Genomic DNA, 18886 nt, shown 5'->3' on the forward strand with positions numbered 1-18886 from the left:
ACGCCAAAGCCCCTGCAATTGCAAGGCTTGCGCTCGCTGGAACTGAGGGCTGCAAAACGCAAGAGGCTGGCAGGGCCTGCTTGGTGTTGCAGCCGGGGGCTACTTTTGTCTGCCAGGCAGGTGTGGGACCGGCAGTTCGGGCGGGGACAGCAGGCGAGGTGAAGATAATTTTTATCTTCACCTCCCAGAGGGATTTAAGCAAAGATAATATTTATCTTCACCTCCCAAAGGCGTTGGCGTGAAGATAAAAATTATCTGCGCGCACCTGCCGGTGCCACTTGGGGAAGGCCGTGAAGAACCCCGATCTACTTGACCAGCAGCCGATCGCTCATGCGCCCGGTCGGATTAATCCACGGGGTAAAGTCGACCACCTGGCTTTCACCGCCTGCTAGGCTCCCGCGCGCGGCTACGCCCCCACCATTATTTCCTGCCCCGCCGATGCGGAAGGTGTAGCGGCCGATCTGCTCTACCTCGATCTTGCCCTCGGCAAATTCGGCGTTGACCGACCGAATATATTCGCATTGTTCACTGGTCAACCAGCTTGCCGGGTCCGAACAGTTGAAAACCCCGCAAACGCGCGCAGCCTGCACGGTTACCTCATTTACCTCAGGGCTGAGCAGCGACCCATGCGTGCGCACCAACGCCACGTCCGGATCCAAGTCCACAAAGTCCTTTAGCCACACCCGGTTCAGTGAAGTGCGCAATGCATTTCGCACTCCCGGCCCGGTTGGATCTTTGTGCCGCTCAGTATTGTCCCAGTAGGGAGCCGTGTCCGGCCCAACTCTGATCCCATCTAGCAGCCCAAGCGAGGGCGCTATTACCGCACCCGAACCCAGCAGGTATGCGTCTGGGGCAGCCTGCCGGATCAGCTGCAAACCTTGTCGGTACGCCTGCTCGCGCGGCACGTCCTTATACCTACGCCCTGCGTAGGCTGCCGCATAGATGAAGTCCAGTTTGAAATACCTATACCCCCACCCGTAGAGGCGGGAAATCACCCCACGCAACCACTGGCGTGCACCCGGGTGCGTAGTGTCCAAACCGAAGTAACCTTGCCCCCAGTTGTACCCGACCTCGATGGGCACACCCGAGCCGTCGTGAATAAAATATTCGGGATGTTTGCGGGCAACCTCCGAATCTGCCATAGCAATAAAAGGCGCTACCCAGATTCCCGGGGCCATCCCCTGAGCCGAAATTTTTACTGCCAGATCAGCCATCCCCGAGCTGAATTTCGCGTTTGGCCACCAATTACCCACTGCATCTTCCCAGCCGTCGTCAATCTCGAGCACCTTGTACCCCAGGCGCGCGGCGGGGCGGATTTCGCTGCCAATTATTTCTTCGCTGATCTCTTCAAACCACGAATACCAAGAATTCCAAATGGGTTCCGCACGCCGCTTCTTCGAAATCTGCAGGCATTGTCTTAGCGCCCGCACGTACGCCTGCCAGCATTCGCGCTCAGTGCCAAACGCAAGGAACCATTCAACCTCAGCTTCCCCCTCCAGAGGGCGAGCACTTACCGTTTGCGCGTCAACATCCAGCACCGTGCTGTACCGCGAGAGGGCCCCTACCAGCAGACATGCCTCGCCCTCGCGCAGGGCGGTGACCATGTAGGAGCGGTGCCCTAACGCGGTGTCGGTGGCCGCATCCTCGGCAGTATTAGTGCGAGCCGGATTGTTCCACACGCGCCAAGGTTCGCGGTTCAGATGCCACCAGTTAGTGGCGGACCAGGAATTCCACCCGTGACGGAAAAAATCCGAACCTGGGGCGAAGTCGTGTTCTAGCTGCAACGATGCGGCTTTAATGCGAACCCCCTCGCCGTCAAGTATTTCGCCTTTTAGGCTTGGGCCTTGCTCCGCAATGTTGGTAGCTTGGCCGTTTTCTGTGCCTTTTCTAAAAGCACCTGAACTAAAGTCACAGCGCAACACAGCTGCCTTGGTTGTATGCGAAAATTGCGCGAACATAGAACACCTAATTTCTTCTAACTTTTGGTAGGGCCAGATCCGCCCTTTTCTATACCGCGGCTGGCAGATGAAGCTCGGCCTTGCTGGAAAACCTGGGGCGGGGCCTGCTGCCCCGCCCCAGCTTGCTCCTATTCCTGCAAGAGCTTATTTACCTTCTGATTCAGCTGTTTCAGCTCGGTAGCAGGATCTACCTTTACACGCTGAATCTTCTCAATCGACACGTCGGCCTCGGAATTGATCTCGTCAGCCTTATAGGTAATTGGGTAGTAGGACAGGGCCTCCTTGTTCTTGGTGATATCCAAGAACGGGCTTACATCTACACCCCGCTCGGAGTGGGCCTTTGCCGCAGCCTCCGATTGCTTGGTTAGCGACGGGAACACTACCGCCTCGCCAGCAACAATTGACTGGCAATCGTTGCTGGTAAGGAACTTGACCCACTGCCAGGCCTCATTCGGATGCTTAGAATCGCGGGTGATCGATGGCGCAAGCCCGTTAATAATGGTCTTGCGTCCGGCCGGCCCGGCAGGCAGCGGAGCGAACGCAAACTTTTGTGCCTTCGACTGCGCCCACGTGTTTATGCGCCAGGATCCATCCGGCACCAAGGCTGCCTTATTCTGTTCCATCATCGGTTCAAGGCCCAGGTCACCAGCTTTTTCAACGGGAGTTACGTAACCAGCCTCAATCTGCTTTTGCATCCACCCGAGTGCTTCCGCCAGCTTCGGATCGTCTAACTTGTACTGGGTGCCAAACGGGTTCTTGTCCAGATAGTTGAAACCGTTAGACAGAGCCAACCAAGACCAAGGGCCTTGGCCCACAACGCCGCCACCAGTTTCTAGACCCCACCCGTAAGTTTTGACCTTCTTCTTGTCGAAGCCAGGCTCGTCACCGCGCTTACCGTTCTCGTCTATGGTCAGGTGTGCAATTAGTTTGCCGAAAGTTCCGCCATCTGTGGGGTTCCAGTTCAGATACTTTAGGTCTTCTGCCTTATACCCGGCCTCTTCAATATCTTTCACGTTGTAGACGAGGGCGATCGTGTCCCAATCCTGTGGGATTCCGTAACGTTTGCCGTCCTTGACCCACAGGTCGGCCAGCTCGCCGGTGTAACCGGACAGGTCAACCTTATCTTTCTTTACATTTTCGGAAATATCGGCAAGCACGCCCTTCTTCGCTAGTTCTGGGTAGTGTGCTACGTGGTTCGTAATCACGTCAGGGGCCGATCCGGAATTTAGCGCAACGGTAAGGTTCTGCCAGTAGTCGTCCCAGCCTTTTTGATCAATTTTGATCTTCACGCCGGTTTTCTTGGTGAATTCCGCCGCGCACTTTTCATAGGCGGGTTTCTGGTTGGGATCCCACAGGGAATAGGTCAGGGTTACGCCGTCGCCTTTGCCCGCCGCACCGTCGTTTTTCGCTTCCTCTGGGGTGCACGCCGCCAGTCCCACGCAAGTCAGCGCCGCCAGGGATGCGATCGCGATCTGCTTTTTCATTTTCTCTCCTTTGAGAATCTGGTTTTCAGCTTGAAAGCTTTCGAATTTGAATGGTTTAGGGGTTTCATAATTGGTATTTGTTGTTTAGAAAATTGCCTCACCCCCTATTTGGCCGAAGTGAGCCCAATAGAGCTGACGATCGTCCGGCCGAAAAGCAAAAGGATTAGTAGCATCGGGATGGTTTGCAAGGTAGCGGCTGCCATAAGTCCGGCCCAGTCGGGGCGGGTAGAGGGCGAAGCCTGCTGGAACACTGCCAGCGCCACGTTCAACACCCGCACCACGTGTTCGTTGCCTACTAGCTGGGGCCATAAGTATTCGTTCCAGGCGAATACGGCCTGGATAATGGCTACGGTGCTAATTGGTCCCTTCATCATGGGTACTACCACCCCGGCGAAGATGCGCAGGTGCGAGGCACCGTCTAGTTTGGCGGCCTCTTCTACTTCGCGCGGCAAAGCCAGGAAGAATTGGCGCAGGAAGAAGATCGCGAAGGGGCACACGAACACGTAGGGGGCCAGCAGGCCGGTGAACGTGTTCAGCAGGTTCATGTTTTTGATCAGAATGAAGTTGGGCAGAACGATGAAGATCGGCGGGATCATCATGCCGGTGAGTAACACGGTGAAGATGGCGTTGCGGCCGGGAAAGCGCAGGCGGGCGAAGGCGTATGCCGCCATTGCCGAGGAAAGCACCTGGCCGAACACCAATATGGCGGTGAAAATTAGCGAATTTCGCAGGTACAGCCAGAAGTACATTTTGGCGCCGGATCCGCCAGCTGCCATGTCTTCTTCCGGGCTAGCAAGCCCCAGGACTCGTTTGAAGTTTATCCAAGTCACGTCCGTAGGAATTAGCGAGTAATTGCCCGAGAAGATTTGCGCGTTAGGGGTGATAGCGGTGCGGATTGCCCAGGCGAATGGCAGTAGAGTAACCACCAGTAAAAGGATTAGCGTGACCCACCCAAGAATATGGTTTAACGAGAGTTTCTTCTTCATTGCGATCAGTCCAAATCCGTCTCGGTAGCCTTAGTGACCTTTAGCTGCACCAGCGTCATGGCCAAAATGATCAGCAAAAGCACCACAGCCATTGCGGCCGCGTACCCCATTTGCCCCTGATGGAACGCTTTTTCGTAGATGTAAAAGTAGATAACCCTGGTCGAGCCTACGGGCCCTCCCTTAGTAGCAACCGCTACGGTGTCGAAAATCTGGAATGAGCCGATCATCGACACCACCACGACCATCACCAAGATGGGGCGAATTAGCGGCAGGGTAATTCTATAAAAGGTGCACCAGGGGGAAGCCCCGTCGATCGCCGCCGCCTCGTAGACCATCTTGGGCACCATCTGCATTCCCGCAAAAATTAGCAGGGCGGTGTAGCCCATGTTTCGCCAAGAATTTACGAGGGCTACCGTAAATATTGCTAGATCTGGGTTGCCGTAGAAAGCGATAGGACCAACCGAGGCCATGCCTAGAAGATGATTTAGAAGGCCTACGTTGGGATCTAAAATAAATAGGGTAATCACTGCGACGGTAACGTTCGGCACCAGCCACGGCACTAGAAGCAGCGAACGGATAACAGTCGAATGCGAAATCTTTTGCATTAGTACCGCAATGCCTAACCCTGCTGCTGTTTGCGTGGTGATGTTTACTACCACGTAGGTGGCGGTGATCCACAGGGCGCGCAGGAAGTGTTCGTCTGAGACTAGTTTGCGATAGTTGTCGAAGCCTACCCAACGCGAGGGCGAAATCAGGTCCCAGTCGGTGAAGCTGATCTGTAGCCCGCGAGCCATGGGAAGAATGTAAAAAACTACGAAACCAAATATTGCCGGAGCTAAAAAGGCGTAAGCGATTACGTATTCGCGCCTGGAAGTTTTCGAGGGCGCATTTGCTGCCATTGGTTGTTTAGCCTGCGTTTTTACCGTCGCAGATCGTGAGTGCTTCGCCATTGATGCCTCTTTATCTCTTGCGGTAGAAATATTATTACGCTAGTTTCTTTTATAAGTCAAGGAGTGGGGTTCCCTACCCCTTGATATCGTGTCTATGACGCGGAAGACGAGGAGACGATGAAGGCAACTAGAAGGATCCAACGCCGAGCGAATATGGAAGCCGTTCTTCGCGCTGCCATGGCTAAACCTCACACCCTCTCGCAGCTCGCTTCCAAAACCGGCATCACCCGCCCCGCAACCGAATCTGTTGTTCAGGACCTAACCAAACTGGGCTGGATAGGGCCCACCTCTGCCCCAAAGGACACGCCCACACTTGGCAGGCCCGCATCCTACTTTGGCCTTTCGAAGAAGGCTGGACTGGTGGGCGCCCTCGACATAGGGGCACACCATATTTCGGCGGCACTTGCCGAGCTGTCAGGGGACGTCATTGCCGAGAAGACGGGACCAGCCGACGAAGGCACTCCTATCCGCGAGCGCGTAGACCTGGCCGTTAGGTTATTGCAGAATCTGCTCCCACCGAGGGCGAACCTACGCATTTGCGTAGTTGGTGCCCCCGGCATCCATAACCGGGGCAAGGTGGTGTACTTTGGCGGTTCGGGTATGCCCGGACTTCAGGGGTTCGAGTTGGCCTCTGCTGTAAAAGACGAGCTTTCTGTACCAGTGTTGACTGCGGGTGATTGCCACCTGGGTGCCAGGGCTGAGTCTTGGCGTGGGGCCGCCTCGGGTATAGATCAGGTTGTGTTTATCCTGGCAGGAAAGCGCACGGGGGCAGCCAGCGTCATAAACGGGCGCGTTCACGAGGGCCAGTCTGGTGCCGCCGGGCTAATTGGGGAATTAGACTGTTTAGGGTGGCGAACCCTAGAGGAGGAAACTTTTGCGTCCGCCCTCTACCCGGGGCACGCACCAAGTAGGGATGAATTATTTCCCCTCGCCGCCAACGGAGATGAAACCGCGCTTCAGGCGGTGGACCTGTATGCGAAGGTCTTGGCACGTGGAACAGCAGCCATGATTTTGGCGCTGGGGCCGCAGGCGGTGGTAATCGGGGGGCAATATTCTAACTACGCAGATCTGTTCCTACCGACTTTGCGCTGCGAGCTAGGGAAATTTTGTCCGTTCATGCCACAAATTCTGCCGTCCACCCTAGGGGAGAAAGCAGTGTTGGTGGGAGGGATCCGCCACGCCTTAGACGCAGTGTTCGACAAGATTTCCGACCATGTGCGCAATTCAGACTTCTTCCCAGCAGCAAGCCAAGTCCTAGACGCTGAAGACTAGGCTAGCGCTGGAGCTGGGATGGCTTGTTGGTTGGTTGGGGCTGGTTGGTCGCCCTCGGGGTGGGTGTTCGCCCTCGAAATGGGGGGCAAGGCGGTTTCGACCTTGGTTCGCTGCAAAACACCAAGGTTCGCGAAAGTTCCCCTGGTTTTGCGGCCCATACCAGCGCTCCCCCGATGCCAACCCCAACATTCCGAGGACGAACACCAGAATCCGCAGCTTTTCTAGCCCTTCTTGTCTGGGACCAAGAAGGATGATCCGAAAGCGAGTGCCAGGACTACAACTCCCACCACAATTGAGACCACATACTGCGCCTCGACGGCACTTCCCTGACTCATTGATACTTTCTGCGCCGAGTAGATGATGACCCAGCTGAGTCCCGCACCGATATTAAAGGCACCCGTATTCAATCCTGGCAACGAACCGGGACGATCCACGGGACTCAGTACTACTCCCAGGCCATTCAGCATAATGTTCGCCCCGCCAGCGTAGAAGATACCTACCACGATAGCTAGCAGGACGAGGGCGAGCACTGATGACTTATCGACTAAGAAACAGAATCCCAACATACCGATTGCGGCACCTACGAGACCTGTTCGCAGGATCGTTGTGTAGCCAAAAGTGGCTGCTAATCGACCTGAAATTGGCCCCACTAATAGTCCTGCGACAGCATATGGAGTTAGGACTGCAAAAGAGACAGTCTGTGCGGACATCCCAAAAGCTAAGTCTGCGTCCTGAGCCATGGCAGGGATAATCCCGTTCATTATTGCAAATACGCCGCAAAGCGTAAGTGTAGTGGTCAATAGCAGAGCCCACGTCTCGCGTTGCTTTAGCTGCGTAACAGGAACTAGTGGTGCGTCCTGTTTTTTCTCGACTGCCCAGAAAACGAGGAACGCAATAACCGCAATAACCAGACTTGTCAGAATCAACAGCCAATGAGAAGAGTCCATTGCCCCAAGTTCATTCACACATACCAAAGCGGCCCCAACTGCTACAACAAGCAAGAAGGACCCAGTCACGTCCAGAGGGCGGCGGTCGTTACCGAAGGATTCCGATTCAAGTAGGCGTACGCCAATTCCCGCTACACCGGCTACTATGGCCATAACCCAGAAGACACTCCTAAAGCCAAAGTTCGTAGCCAAGTACCCCCCGAGCATCGCGTCAAAGCCGGCAATGCCACCATTTATTGCGGTCACAACTCCCATAAGAGTCCCAAAGGTTTTCTTTTCAGTTACCTCAGCCCGCAGCATGACCAACGCGATAGGAATGACTGGACCCGAAATACCTTGGACAACTCTGCCAACGAATAGAAGAGGTATGTTCGTCGAAATAGCAGCGAGAACGCACCCGCCTGCCATAACGAATAACGAAATGGTTAGTATCTTTCGCCTGCCCAAAATATCCGCCAGCCTAGGAAGAAATAGCGCAAACAGAGCAGCTGCAGTAAAGAATCCTGTCTGGGTGGTGGCTACGGCAGCTCCCGTGGTATGCAATTCTCGCTCGATAGTGACGAGGGCGGGGCTCAGCATACTGGCATTTAACTGGAAGGCTAGGCATGCCAAGAGAAGACCCGCCATTAACGCTGGAATGCTAATTCTCTTGGTTTTGGCGTTGGTAGACATCGTTGTCTCTCTCGTATAGTGGGAATGGTATTTGTATCTATTCCTGGACGGACATATTAGTTGAGCGTTTCACTGAAGGACGTAGCTGATGCAGCAGGAGTGTCGATTGCAACAGCATCACGGGTTTTAAATAACAGCCGAAAGGTTACGCCTGACACTGCTCAGAGAGTTCGGGCCGTTGCAAAATCCTTAGGGTACGTGCTAAATCCTCTTGGCAAAGCGCTTCGCCAGGGAGATAGCGACGTGGTTGGCGTCATCGTGCCGGTTATAAGCAACCCTTTCTATTCTGCTTTAGTTCAATGCCTAGAACTGGAAGTCGAGAAGTGCGGCTACAAATGCCTTATTGCTGATTCCCTTGGGGAGCTAGACATTGAAGAAGATCGAATGCGAACCCTCTCGAGTCGAAGAGTCAGAGGCATTTTCGTCGTGCCCGCATACTTCGACTTATCAGCGAATATAGTCAAGGAGATCTCTGCACAGATTCCGGTAATTCAAGTAGATCGTAGAGTTTCTGACGAATATGCTGCCCCTTTCGTAGGCATTGACAATGAAGATGGAATAGCTAAGTTGCTCGCACACCTGAAAGGCCAGGGAGTAAAGACCGCGACCTACGTGGGAGCTGATAATAGGACCTCAGCTGGCCGGGAACGGCGTAGTGCCCTTGAGCAACTGGCTCCAAAATACGGCATCCAGCTAACTGCGCACGTCCTGAATAGGTTCTTATTCTCGTTCGGCTTTGAAGCTGTCTCCACGATTCTTAGCCGCGGAGAACTTCCAGACGCCTTGATAGGTGCCGATGATCTAATTGCCACCGGCCTCCTGGCTGGACTGGCAGAACACAATCTAATGGTCCCGCGAGACGTTGTGGTGACGGGATTCGATGGCACGCTTCTATCCGAGGTCTCTGTTCCTAGACTCACTTGCATAAAGCAACCACTGGAACAGATAGCCGAGGCCGCCGTGGCGGCTCTGGAGTCACAACGGCTTCGGCCTGGCCAGCACAATTGGAGCACCACAGTGAAGGGGACTCTCCAGATCGGGGGATCGACCGCGCGAAGCTCTTGATCGACCCCCCACCGGCTAGTCCAGATTCCTGATTGCTCCGCGAATTAAGTTCCAGAACTTGTCGACATCAAGCTTCATTGCAATATCGGCATTAGGTTCCTTATGGAGCATGTCATGCAGATCTACCGCGGTGGCACCCGAGGTGAATTTGCCTTCGGTCTCCACGTCCACGTGGGACCTGACCACGGTCGCCACGCTTCGATCAATTGCAATAGCTACTGTAATTGGATCGTGTAGCGGCCCCTCAGGCATGCTTTCGACGGCATCATAAGTACTGCAGAAGAATTTCATAAGTTCTACGCCGAATTTACTGGTATCATTTCTAATATTTTCGATAGATTCAATTACTTCTTTTGTAATCAAAGCCTGATGAGTAATATTGAGTCCTACCATGGTGACTTTTAAGCCAGAATTGAAGACTACTTCTGCTGCTTCTGGATCTACCCAGGCGTTAAATTCCGGATATGCTCCGACATTTCCGCGGGTTGTAGAGCCACCCATCCAGATGATCTCCTTAATCTTTTCGTGAAGATCAGGTCGATCCAAGATTAGCTGCGCGACGTTGGTGATAGGACCTGTAGGAATTATTGTAATCGGCTCTTCAGCACTCTCGAGAATGTCAACAAAAAGCTCCTGAGCAGACCTTTTGTCTAGTTCCACCGTCGGCTCTGGCAGCTCTGGACCCCCGAGTCCGTTGTCACCATGGATCCACGAGGCCGGAGTTAGCTTACGCTTTAGCGGCTTATTCGCACCAGCAGCAACAGGCACATCGCGAATACCAGCTACTGTCATCGCTACTCTGGCATTATAAGTAGTGTTCTTAAGCTGCCCGTTTCCTCCAACGGTTGTAACACCGCGAAGATCAATTTCAGGATTCCCTGCTGCGAGCCATAGCGCAAATACATCATCGTGTCCGGGGTCGCAATCCAAAATAATAGGGGTGGCCATTATTGCTCCTTTGCAATGTAATCGTTTACCACATATTAAAGACTTCCACCTTCGTACGGACCTGTCAAGGGATTCGCAAGACTTTCCCATACGCTTTGGGCAACTCGAAAACTAGACTTCCTACATGTCATGCAGAACGCCGCAGCTCATGAGACTCCACGACAGGGTCGAACACTCTCCTAACATTGGATTTATTCCGTTAGACAATTGTTCCGCCCACAGATACCCTGCGGGCGGAACAAGCGTACTAGCTTTTTAACGTGTCACCTTCTTACAAGCCCACTTCCTTAGCTGTTGCGTATGATGTTTGGGTTCCCCGTTTCGTTACAGAATCCCCCGCGTATTTGTTCGCGGCCTCAATAGAAGCCGCCACGTCGCCGGTGCGCGTCCAGGTATGGCTAAAGCAGCCAATAAAGGCGTCGCCAGCACCAGTAGTATCAACAGCCTCTACCTTTTCGGCCTCTACCATTACTTCTTTGTCGGCTGTAACCCACAGGGCCCCTTTAGAACCCAAAGTAACTATCACATTAGGAATGCCCGCATCCAAAAGCACATGCGCAGCGTTTAGGATGTCTGCGCGCGTATCTACAGGCATACCCGAAAGTAGGGATAGTTCGCTTTCGTTGGGAACAATGAACTCGACACCGCTCACCTTATCGAGCAACAACGCAGGGTCTGCTGGAGCCGGGTTTAGTAGAACAGGGATGTTTAGCTCATTTGCCAGCTCTATAGTGGCGTACACGGTATCGAGCGGGATCTCTAGCTGCATCACTATGAGCTTGCACCCCGCAATCGCCTCCTTCACCCCCTGCACGTCGGCCGGAGTGAGCTTAGCGTTTGCTCCCTTCACAATAATGATTGAGTTGCGGGACTGTGGATCAACAAAAATTGGCGCAACCCCAGAAGTGGCGTCCGTACGCATCACATATTTCGTGTCGATGCCATTATCTTCAAAATTGCGGATCGTGTTGTCGGCAAACATGTCGTTTCCGACCCTTGTCACCATTAGTACTTCCGACCCCATCCGGGAGGCAGCTACTGCCTGGTTAGCCCCCTTGCCGCCGCAGCCCATTCGGAAGTCTGGAGCCTCAACGGTTTCGCCATCATTCGGCATCCGGTTGATATAGCTGATCAAATCAACCATATTCGAACCCACTACTGCAATATCCATTGCTAGTCCTCCTTCACGCCAGTGTGTACGTTGAACTCGCGAGTCTGCCCCGCCTCCAGCTGGATTAGTGTGCCCGCCTTGCGTGCCGCTTCCCTACCTTCAGGCCTTGATGTTCCCGGCAACGCAAATGCAGCCACCTTTTGGTCAGCATTGTGTAAAATCCACCGCGTTACTACCGGGAATTGGGCGGTAGAAAACTCGGTCTGAAATACCGTTCCATCTGGGCTCTTCAAGTTGAATACCGCATCCTTCACAGTGTCAGCAACGCCATCGGCAAAGTACACTATCTCGGGGTCGAACTCCTCCGCGCCCTCAAGAGAATTTGCGTCTTTCTTGCCTGCCTTGATGTCTTCATTGAGCTGCAGCCACTTCTTTGTGGGCTTTACATGATCTGGAATAGATTCACGCAGCTTAAAGGCACCCTCGGGAAGGTTCTGGCTCATGGTTCCGCCCGGCACAAACGCATAATTCATGTGGCACATATACTGCAGAGGCATCGGCGCATACTTCGACAGGTTAGTTATCTGCAGATGAATATCGAACATGGTCGATCCTTCGCGCAAAGTCACGGACGGTTTCGCCAGGTAATGGTCGCCAAACCCCTTCAAGTATTCCCTACTGGATTCGACCGTCACAGAGTTATCTTTGACAATTAGCTTCGCGCTATCCATCGGTGCACAGGCGAACTCGCCATGAAGCGGGTGATCATCTTCAGGACCGGGGCATCCAGCAGCCAACAGGCCCGAGTGGAAGGCAAAGCATCCATAAGTATCCTCAATCAATGTTGCGGGCTTCGGCTCTGGGAACATGTTGGTCATGCGCAGGCTCTTACCAGCAAAAGACGCATCCCAGATGATCTGCCCCATGAACGGCAGCACCTCTACATAGCCACGATCGTTATGGATGGTCAAAGACTCAATTCCCGAATCATATTTTTTCGCAACAACCGACCACTTGTCGGCGTGAAGCAACTCTGCTTCACCAGATCCGAACTGGCTCTTATCCAGCTTGATTTCAAAATTCACTTGCCCTGCTCCTTTCGGGAGTTCTTGAATGCGAAATAGAAGTAGATGAGTACTGCGCCAAAGCAAACTAGATTCACGCAGAAAGAGGTCTGCATTGACCCGGTAACGTCAGAAACTAGACCCTGCACTGCTGGAATTACAGCTCCCCCTATGATCGACATGACGATCACAGCGCCGGCAGTCTCAGTGAACCGCTTGTCCTCTACCGAATCGAGGGTGCGGGTGTAAATGGTTGCCCAGCACGGCCCGAACAAGGCGGAGGTTAGTACAGCAGCGTAAACCGCACTCATGTTCGGAACGAAGATTACGTATAGCAGGGCAACAAGGCCGCACGCCGCGTAGATGATAAGAACCAGATCCTGGTTCATCTTCGTCATCAGAAGGTTGGCGATGAACTTGCCCAAGAAGAAGCCAATAAACGCCAAAACCATGAAGTTCGAGGCAGTTCGCTCGTTCAGCCCATGGTCCAAATTCAAGGCAAGGCGAATAGTAAACGACCAAACCGCGGTCTGCATACCCACGTATAGGAACTGGGTTAGAATTCCCGCCCGGAACCGCCCATTTTTAGCTAGGTAAGCAATCGTCTCGCCTATAGACGCTTGGGCCTCTTCATGCGATTTAGCCTGGTAAGGCTTGCACCTTGGGAACTGCGTGATAGCCACGGTAATCAGAATCACGAGCAGTATCAGAATAATCACGCGGTAAGGATGCAACGTCCTCTGCAACATTTCGCGAGCGAAGCGGGCACTTTCCTCAGCGTCCATTTCTGCCATCTGACTGTGCAGCGAATCGCCACCGGTGAATATCAGGTATTTACCAAGCAAAATGCCAGTTATTGAACCCAGCGGGTAGAAGGTCTGCGAAATGTTTAACCGCAAGGTCGATAGCTTCTTGGGGCCGATCATAGACGAATAGGTATTGCACGAGGTTTCTAGGAAAGAAAGTCCTACCGCAATAGCAAATAGTGACACCAAGAAGACCGAGTAGGTAGCCATATGCGAGGCTGGGAAGAACAGTGTGCAGCCGATAATGTACACCGTCAGGCCGATCATGATCCCCACCTTGTAGCTTGAATGCCTAATTACCCGCGAGGCAGGAATCGCAATTAGGAAATAGCCCCCATAGAAGGCGGACTGCACAAACGCCGACGCAAAGTCTGAAAGCGAGAAAATCGACTTGAACTGGGTAATCAGAATGTCGTTCAAGCTCGCTGCAATGCCCCACATAGGAAAGCAGATCGAAAGCAAAATGTATTGAAAGATAGGGGTCTTATTTAGATACCCATCCCGAAGCTGCAAGGTCCGATCTTTGATAAGTCCCTTGGAAGTGTTTGGGGTGCCCACGTTGGTATCCGCGCTCATCTTGCATCCCCTAACAGTTTCACTCCGGCAGACGCACCTATGCGGCTAGCCCCAGCAGCAACCATCTTTTTAAACGCCTCCGCCGTCCGGATTCCTCCGGAGGCTTTGACACCCATGTCCTCACCAACCGTCTTCCTCATGAGGGCAACGGCCTCAGTGGTGGCGCCCGCCTTAGAGAACCCGGTTGAGGTCTTCACAAAGTCAGCTCCGGCCTCTTTAGCGCACTGGCATGCCTTCACAATCTCCTCATCGGTGAGCAAGCAGGTTTCCAGAATTACCTTGACCAGCGCACCTGCGGATGCTTCAACTACAGCCCTTATGTCATTGGTGACCAACTCCCAGTTGGCCTCCTTGGCAGCGCCCACGTTCAACACCATGTCCACTTCGTCAGCGCCGTCCTCGACTGCCTTCTTAGCCTCGGCAGCTTTGATCGCAGAAGTATGTGCCCCCGATGGGAAACCAATCACTGTACAAACTTTCACGTCGCTGCCAGCTAAACACTTAGCTGCAAGTTCAACCCGGCAGGGGCTGATGCACACTGACCAGAACTCGAAATCCTTCGCTTCCTGGCACAGTTTTTCTACCTGCGCTGCGGTGGCATCGGGACTAAGTAGGGTGTGGTCAATCAGCTTTGATTCCTGACTCATCTTGTCTCCTTTGACTAGTTACGCAGGAGAGTTTAGCCAGGTGCACGCCACAAAGGAACATATTTTTGGCACATATGTGCCTTTTTATAGTTTATGCAGCCCCTTATGATGTGCCGCATAGAGCTTCCTTGCCGTCACAACATCCACCACCAACCGGTTTGCGTACCCATTCATAAGTGCGGCATAGATAGTTGACAACTTTTCTGCTCCACCAGCAACTAAAACTTTTTGCTCCTTATGCCTCAGATCAGGCAGCGAAATACTTAAAGTTCTGGCATTTAAATCCGGTAGGCAGACTCTGGCGTTCTGGTCAACAAAATGCGAGCAGATGTCTCCCACCGCTTCTTCCATCAGCTTGCCTTTTTCGTCCTCGGAATACAAAGGGCTGGCCAACAAGGGCGAAGACGGCCTTGCGGAACCTACCGTATAAACCGCAATTCGGGCCTCTATCCCAAGATCGAGCACTTCGCGAACCACATGCTCGCGCTCCACAGCCTGCTTAGCCGCCACAGATTCAAAACAACTCGGATACCCCAAAAGGTACGTTTGTGCGTTGAGCGAGTGCCTAAGCGCTTTGAAAGATTCAAAGCCAGAAAGATCAGTAGACGGATCCCCTATGTTTCCCCTCAGCTGGACGACTTTAATATCTTGGAAATCAGTTTGGCCCAGGCTTGCTGCCACCTGGCTGACAGTCCTTGACCACGAAAAACCGATCGTGTCGCCATCGCGGATTAGACCTTTCAGAAGCTGAGCTCCGGCTTTGCCTAGCGCCTTGCGCAGATCAGTCTCTCGTCGTCCCCCGGGCGATACCAACCTGACCTCAACCAGTTCGAAAGCATTTTTCAGGTAGTTAATCAGCTCAATGTCACGCTCTCGAGGATCTTCCACACGTATCTGCACGAATCCACGATCGCGGGCATGTGCCAGCAGCTTCGAAACGTTTGCTCTTGACACATGCAATAGTTCGGCAACTTCAACCTGCGAGCGCCCCTCGTAGTAGAGCTTCGCCGCATCAACTGACAACTTGTCTTTGCGAGTTAGCCCCAGTCGATCGGTTTTCACTAGACCCCTACCCGCTTCTACTTCCAAAGCGTTACGTTACAACGCTGCTTATTCCCTCAAGCATAGGATCTAGTGGACCAGTCGCGCTAGGTTAGGGCCGCTGCACCGGCTAGCTCTTCAAGGCAGCCTGCCGCACTAGCTGAGCTGCAAACCGCAGATGTGGTCAGTGTTCACCTCGATCTCGGCGCCCCCATCCCCAACCTCAAACTGTATGGGTCCACCATCGAGCATTTGCGCGCTAGTGTAACGCCCTGGCACCCAGAGCTTAATCTCCTTCCTGCCCGGGCGTTCCTGCGGCACCACAAATACAAACAGCCGGTTCTCTTTCCGCGTGCAGTAGACCCTGGCATTATCGGCTCGCACCTTTATATCGTCAGCTCTACGTGTACCGTAGATTCCCACGGCGTGAGCACCAACCCACTTGCCTATTTGGGAAAGCGATTCACGGATGTGCACTGACATGTGCCCGGTCGCATCTGGGCCTATTCCAAGCAGATAGTTCCCTCCTCTGGAAATTACTTTCAGCAAATCTTCAATAACCTGCGCAGTTGGCTTCGTTTCGTCGTCGCGACTCATAGAGCACCAAGACTTCGTCAAAGTAACGCAAGATTCCCACGGCCAAGCCGGGCCCTGGTCCGGAATCTCTTGTTCGGGGGTCCGGTAGTTCTCGTGCGGCCCGTGGACTTCGCGATCAACCATCAATATTCCCGGCTGCAGTTCGCGCGCCATCGCTGCTAACTCTTCAATCTTGAATGGCTCTTCGGGCCCTCGCACCCATCCGGCATCCAGCCAGAGCATCATCTGTTTGCCGTATTTGCTGAGTAGCTCGCGAATTTGATCGTGGCTAAACTGCACAAACCTATCCCACCTGCGCGGGGCAACAGAGATGTCGTAATTGTGGAACCTATCCGAGATCGGGTTCGCCCGATCCCAGTAGTCGGGTCGCGACCAGTCTGCTTTCGAGAAATAGACTCCCGTTTCAAGACCAACTTCACGAGCTGCCTGAACAACTTCCGCAAAAATGTCCCGGCCCAACCCAGCGTCTTCGGCAGTACACTTCAAATTCGAAAAAGCACTGTCGTACATCGCAAATCCGTCGTGATGCTTAGTGGTAAAAATCAGGTATTTTGCCCCGGCATCCGCCGCTGCCTGCGCCCACTGGTTTGCATCGAATTCTTGCCCTTTAAAATTCCTGGCCTGATCGTAATACCAGGTCTGGTACTGGCCATCCGTGCCCTCAAAGCCAGCAGCTTTATCGGTAAAGTCCCCCAAGTCTTCCCTATGCAGCGACCACGATCCTGCCTGGCCAATGAAAGAGTAGATCCCCCAGTGGATGATCACGCCAAATTTCATGTCTTGCCATCGCTGCAAGGTTTGCGCCACCGCCGGATCAGTAGGGTACGTGTAACCAGGATCGGGGGCGGGCTTTAGCGCGCCGGCAGCCTCTAGTGCATCCGGAGTAAAGTCTGCCATCAGAATTTCACCCCGCCCTCTTCAATGCCGCGGAAGAAGTACTTCTGCGCAAACATGAAGATCAAAAGTACCGGAATAAGTGCAGTGATCGCACCTGCAAGAACCAGCTGGTAGTTCGTTCCAGTGATGGAATTCTTTAGCGAGGACAGCGAAACCATCATCGTCTGCTTTTCCTGGGAAGGCAGAATCATCAGCGGCCACAAAAAGTCCGACCAAGCATAAATGAACGAGGTCAGCCCAACTACCGTCAGCGCTCCCTTCACCTGCGGTAGGAAAATATGCCAGAAACGGGTGAATTCACCGGCCCCATCGATAAGTGCCGCATCCTCAATTTCGTCTGGCACCCCCAAAAATGCCGCCCTCATCAGCAACACTTGGAATGGCCCTAGCATTACCGGCAGCCACACGCCTATTAGAGAACCATAAAGTCCCAACGCGGCAACCTGGTTAAACAGTGCCAACATCAAAGTTTCAAAGGGGAAGATCATTGCCGAGGTAACTACCAGCGTGAAGAACGACCTGCCCCTCCACCCCTTGCGCGAAAGCATGTAACCGCCCACGGCCGACAGCGAGGTAAATGAGATAACCGTGAGCGCACAAACGAACAGCGAATTACCAATGGACTTGAATACGTGCGTCTTTTCGAAGAGGACGAAAAAGGCCTCTAGCGACCAATGTTGCGGGAAGAGCGTTGCACCATTGCCGAAAACGGGCTCGCCGGGGGCCTTGAATGCTGCCAGCAGCGGCAGTAGCAAAGGCCCTAGCAGTACGAACAGAACCACTGTAAGAACGATGTAACGCACAACTAAGCGGTGCCCCCGCAGGGATTGCCCCTGGTTACGTTCGGCCTCTGCAGCGCGGTTGCGCTTGAACCTATTTACAACTGTTGTAGCCATCAGACCTCTTCCGCCTTCTTATTTAGCTTCCTAGAGGCAAGCAAAAAGCCCAGCGTCAGGAAGAACAACACCACTGATGCTGCCGCGCCAATGCCGATATTTCCGTAAGTTACGTCCGAATAATCCCGCAGGTACATGGTGATCGTTGTAGCGGGAGAATTGGCCCCACCTAGCAAATACACTTCGGTAAAGATCTTCAAACAGCCGATCGTACAAAGTACCCCAACCAGGTACATCATGATGCGCACCCCTGGAATGGTGACCGAGAAGAACCTGCGTATAGGGCCGGCTCCGTCAACCTGGGCGGCCTCGTAAAGAGACGAATCAATATTGGCTAAGGCTGCAAGATATAAAACCATATAGTAGGGCAGTCCCTGCCACAGCGTAATAATCATGGCACTAAATAACAGCAGCCATCTGTTGGATAGGAAGGGGATCGGAGAATTCAAGATTCCCGAGTTGACCAGCAGGTTATTTAGTGGGCCCTGCGCCTGCAACATGGACGTCCACGCCAAGGACACCACAACTAGCGAACAAATCGCTGGAATGTAATAAAGGGAGCGGAATATGCCAATTCCAGGCACGTACTGTTTTACAAGTAATGCCAGCAGCAGGGGCAGCACAACCATCAACGGCACTACGATCACCGCGTAGAGCAAAGAATTGGCAACAGCCTCCCAGAATTCAGGATCTTCGAAAATAGTTCTGTAATTGTCGAAGGCAACGAAGGAGCCGATGCCCTGCAACGGCAGTGTGTCAGTGAACGACGTAAAAACCGTGTATACGAACGGCACGATGTAAAACGCCACAATAGCCGTGACAGGCAGGGCCACCCACAATAGTGGCACCCACCATTTCCTGAACCTGGCCGCCCCATTTAGATACTCGGGTTTTTTCGAGGCCTTCTTCGACGCCATTACCTACCCCTTCGCCATGACTGATTGATTTGGGGGAGGAAGCTACCTCCTC

At 53.3% G+C, this 18886-nt stretch carries 16 protein-coding genes and 1 pseudogene; 3 read left to right on the forward strand and 14 right to left on the reverse strand.

Going from position 1 to position 18886, the window contains the following annotated elements; all coding sequences use genetic code 11:
• Positions 1–305 precede the first annotated feature (305 nt).
• From G437_RS0108645 to G437_RS0108660, 4 genes are all read right to left on the reverse strand, one after another.
• Entirely contained in the window at positions 306–1958 is a 1653-nt protein-coding gene (locus G437_RS0108645) for a glycoside hydrolase family 36 protein (protein WP_024332165.1), read from the reverse strand.
• A gap of 128 nt (positions 1959–2086) precedes the next feature.
• Positions 2087–3442, reverse strand: a complete 1356-nt coding sequence (locus G437_RS0108650) for an ABC transporter substrate-binding protein (RefSeq protein ID WP_024332166.1) — start codon at positions 3440–3442, stop codon at positions 2087–2089.
• A gap of 104 nt (positions 3443–3546) precedes the next feature.
• Positions 3547–4428 (reverse strand): carbohydrate ABC transporter permease, encoded by an 882-nt coding sequence (locus tag G437_RS0108655; RefSeq protein WP_024332167.1) that lies wholly within the window; start codon positions 4426–4428, stop codon positions 3547–3549.
• A gap of 5 nt (positions 4429–4433) precedes the next feature.
• Positions 4434–5378 (reverse strand): carbohydrate ABC transporter permease, encoded by a 945-nt coding sequence (locus G437_RS0108660; RefSeq protein WP_024332168.1) that lies wholly within the window; start codon positions 5376–5378, stop codon positions 4434–4436.
• 117 nt (positions 5379–5495) lie between these two features.
• Here G437_RS0108660 and G437_RS0108665 point away from each other — a divergent pair, with 117 nt between their 5' ends.
• Positions 5496–6650 carry an ROK family protein gene (locus G437_RS0108665; protein ID WP_024332169.1) on the forward strand — a complete coding sequence of 385 codons (1155 nt, stop codon included), beginning with the start codon at positions 5496–5498 and terminating at the stop codon, positions 6648–6650.
• A 221-nt stretch (positions 6651–6871) separates the two neighbouring features.
• Here the strand turns inward: G437_RS0108665 and G437_RS0108675 are convergent, their stop codons facing one another.
• Positions 6872–8224: an MFS transporter gene (locus G437_RS0108675; protein WP_231782368.1), complete on the reverse strand. Its 1353-nt coding sequence runs from the start codon at positions 8222–8224 to the stop codon at positions 6872–6874.
• Positions 8225–8329: 105 nt separating this feature from the next.
• On the opposite strand from G437_RS0108675, the pseudogene G437_RS11665 reads away from it, so the two are divergent.
• Both G437_RS11665 and G437_RS0108680 read left to right on the forward strand, forming a co-directional pair.
• A pseudogene (locus G437_RS11665) lies at positions 8330–8458 on the forward strand (LacI family DNA-binding transcriptional regulator); the annotation flags it as partial.
• Between the two features lie 9 nt (positions 8459–8467).
• On the forward strand, positions 8468–9334 hold the full coding sequence (locus tag G437_RS0108680) for a LacI family DNA-binding transcriptional regulator (RefSeq protein ID WP_024332171.1): 867 nt from the start codon (positions 8468–8470) through the stop codon (positions 9332–9334).
• A gap of 15 nt (positions 9335–9349) precedes the next feature.
• Here the strand turns inward: G437_RS0108680 and G437_RS0108685 are convergent, their stop codons facing one another.
• From G437_RS0108685 to G437_RS0108725, 9 genes are all read right to left on the reverse strand, one after another.
• Positions 9350–10282 (reverse strand): nucleoside hydrolase, encoded by a 933-nt coding sequence (locus G437_RS0108685; protein WP_024332172.1) that lies wholly within the window; start codon positions 10280–10282, stop codon positions 9350–9352.
• A gap of 271 nt (positions 10283–10553) precedes the next feature.
• Positions 10554–11453, reverse strand: coding sequence for a ribokinase (gene rbsK / locus G437_RS0108690; RefSeq protein WP_024332173.1), 900 nt, complete (start codon positions 11451–11453; stop codon positions 10554–10556).
• Between the two features lie 2 nt (positions 11454–11455).
• Complete coding sequence (locus G437_RS0108695; RefSeq protein ID WP_024332174.1) at positions 11456–12478, reverse strand: aldose 1-epimerase family protein; 1023 nt, start codon at positions 12476–12478, stop codon at positions 11456–11458.
• Positions 12475–13839, reverse strand: a complete 1365-nt coding sequence (gene fucP / locus G437_RS0108700) for an L-fucose:H+ symporter permease (protein WP_024332175.1) — start codon at positions 13837–13839, stop codon at positions 12475–12477. The genes G437_RS0108695 and fucP overlap by 4 nt, the downstream gene beginning before the upstream one ends.
• On the reverse strand, positions 13836–14486 hold the full coding sequence (gene deoC / locus G437_RS0108705; RefSeq protein WP_024332176.1) for a deoxyribose-phosphate aldolase: 651 nt from the start codon (positions 14484–14486) through the stop codon (positions 13836–13838). Before deoC ends, fucP begins: the two co-directional genes overlap by 4 nt.
• An 84-nt stretch (positions 14487–14570) precedes the next feature.
• Positions 14571–15548 (reverse strand): sugar-binding transcriptional regulator, encoded by a 978-nt coding sequence (locus G437_RS0108710; protein WP_024332177.1) that lies wholly within the window; start codon positions 15546–15548, stop codon positions 14571–14573.
• 135 nt (positions 15549–15683) lie between these two features.
• Positions 15684–17021: an alpha-L-fucosidase gene (locus tag G437_RS0108715; protein WP_024332178.1), complete on the reverse strand. Its 1338-nt coding sequence runs from the start codon at positions 17019–17021 to the stop codon at positions 15684–15686.
• Positions 17021–17917 carry a carbohydrate ABC transporter permease gene (locus G437_RS0108720; protein WP_024332179.1) on the reverse strand — a complete coding sequence of 299 codons (897 nt, stop codon included), beginning with the start codon at positions 17915–17917 and terminating at the stop codon, positions 17021–17023. The genes G437_RS0108715 and G437_RS0108720 overlap by 1 nt, the downstream gene beginning before the upstream one ends.
• Positions 17917–18834: a carbohydrate ABC transporter permease gene (locus tag G437_RS0108725; protein WP_024332180.1), complete on the reverse strand. Its 918-nt coding sequence runs from the start codon at positions 18832–18834 to the stop codon at positions 17917–17919. The genes G437_RS0108720 and G437_RS0108725 overlap by 1 nt, the downstream gene beginning before the upstream one ends.
• Between the last annotated feature and the right edge of the window lie 52 nt (positions 18835–18886).

This window comes from Winkia neuii subsp. neuii DSM 8576 (genome assembly GCF_000420405.1).
GTDB lineage: Bacteria > Actinomycetota > Actinomycetes > Actinomycetales > Actinomycetaceae > Winkia > Winkia neuii.

What these genes read in the sequence shown, in the direction of transcription:
- rbsK (WP_024332173.1), bottom strand. Translation starts at nt 11,453, where the DNA reads ATGGATATTGCAGTAGTGGGTTCGAATATGGTTGATTTGATCAGCTAT.
- G437_RS0108720 (WP_024332179.1), bottom strand. Translation starts at nt 17,917, where the DNA reads ATGGCTACAACAGTTGTAAATAGGTTCAAGCGCAACCGCGCTGCAGAG.
- G437_RS0108655 (WP_024332167.1), bottom strand. Translation starts at nt 4,428, where the DNA reads ATGAAGAAGAAACTCTCGTTAAACCATATTCTTGGGTGGGTCACGCTA.
- deoC (WP_024332176.1), bottom strand. Translation starts at nt 14,486, where the DNA reads ATGAGTCAGGAATCAAAGCTGATTGACCACACCCTACTTAGTCCCGAT.
- G437_RS0108650 (WP_024332166.1), bottom strand. Translation starts at nt 3,442, where the DNA reads ATGAAAAAGCAGATCGCGATCGCATCCCTGGCGGCGCTGACTTGCGTG.
- G437_RS0108715 (WP_024332178.1), bottom strand. Translation starts at nt 17,021, where the DNA reads ATGGCAGACTTTACTCCGGATGCACTAGAGGCTGCCGGCGCGCTAAAG.
- fucP (WP_024332175.1), bottom strand. Translation starts at nt 13,839, where the DNA reads ATGAGCGCGGATACCAACGTGGGCACCCCAAACACTTCCAAGGGACTT.
- G437_RS0108660 (WP_024332168.1), bottom strand. Translation starts at nt 5,378, where the DNA reads ATGGCGAAGCACTCACGATCTGCGACGGTAAAAACGCAGGCTAAACAA.
- G437_RS0108665 (WP_024332169.1), top strand. Translation starts at nt 5,496, where the DNA reads ATGAAGGCAACTAGAAGGATCCAACGCCGAGCGAATATGGAAGCCGTT.
- G437_RS0108725 (WP_024332180.1), bottom strand. Translation starts at nt 18,834, where the DNA reads ATGGCGTCGAAGAAGGCCTCGAAAAAACCCGAGTATCTAAATGGGGCG.
- G437_RS0108675 (WP_231782368.1), bottom strand. Translation starts at nt 8,224, where the DNA reads ATGGCGGGTCTTCTCTTGGCATGCCTAGCCTTCCAGTTAAATGCCAGT.
- G437_RS0108645 (WP_024332165.1), bottom strand. Translation starts at nt 1,958, where the DNA reads ATGTTCGCGCAATTTTCGCATACAACCAAGGCAGCTGTGTTGCGCTGT.
- G437_RS0108685 (WP_024332172.1), bottom strand. Translation starts at nt 10,282, where the DNA reads ATGGCCACCCCTATTATTTTGGATTGCGACCCCGGACACGATGATGTA.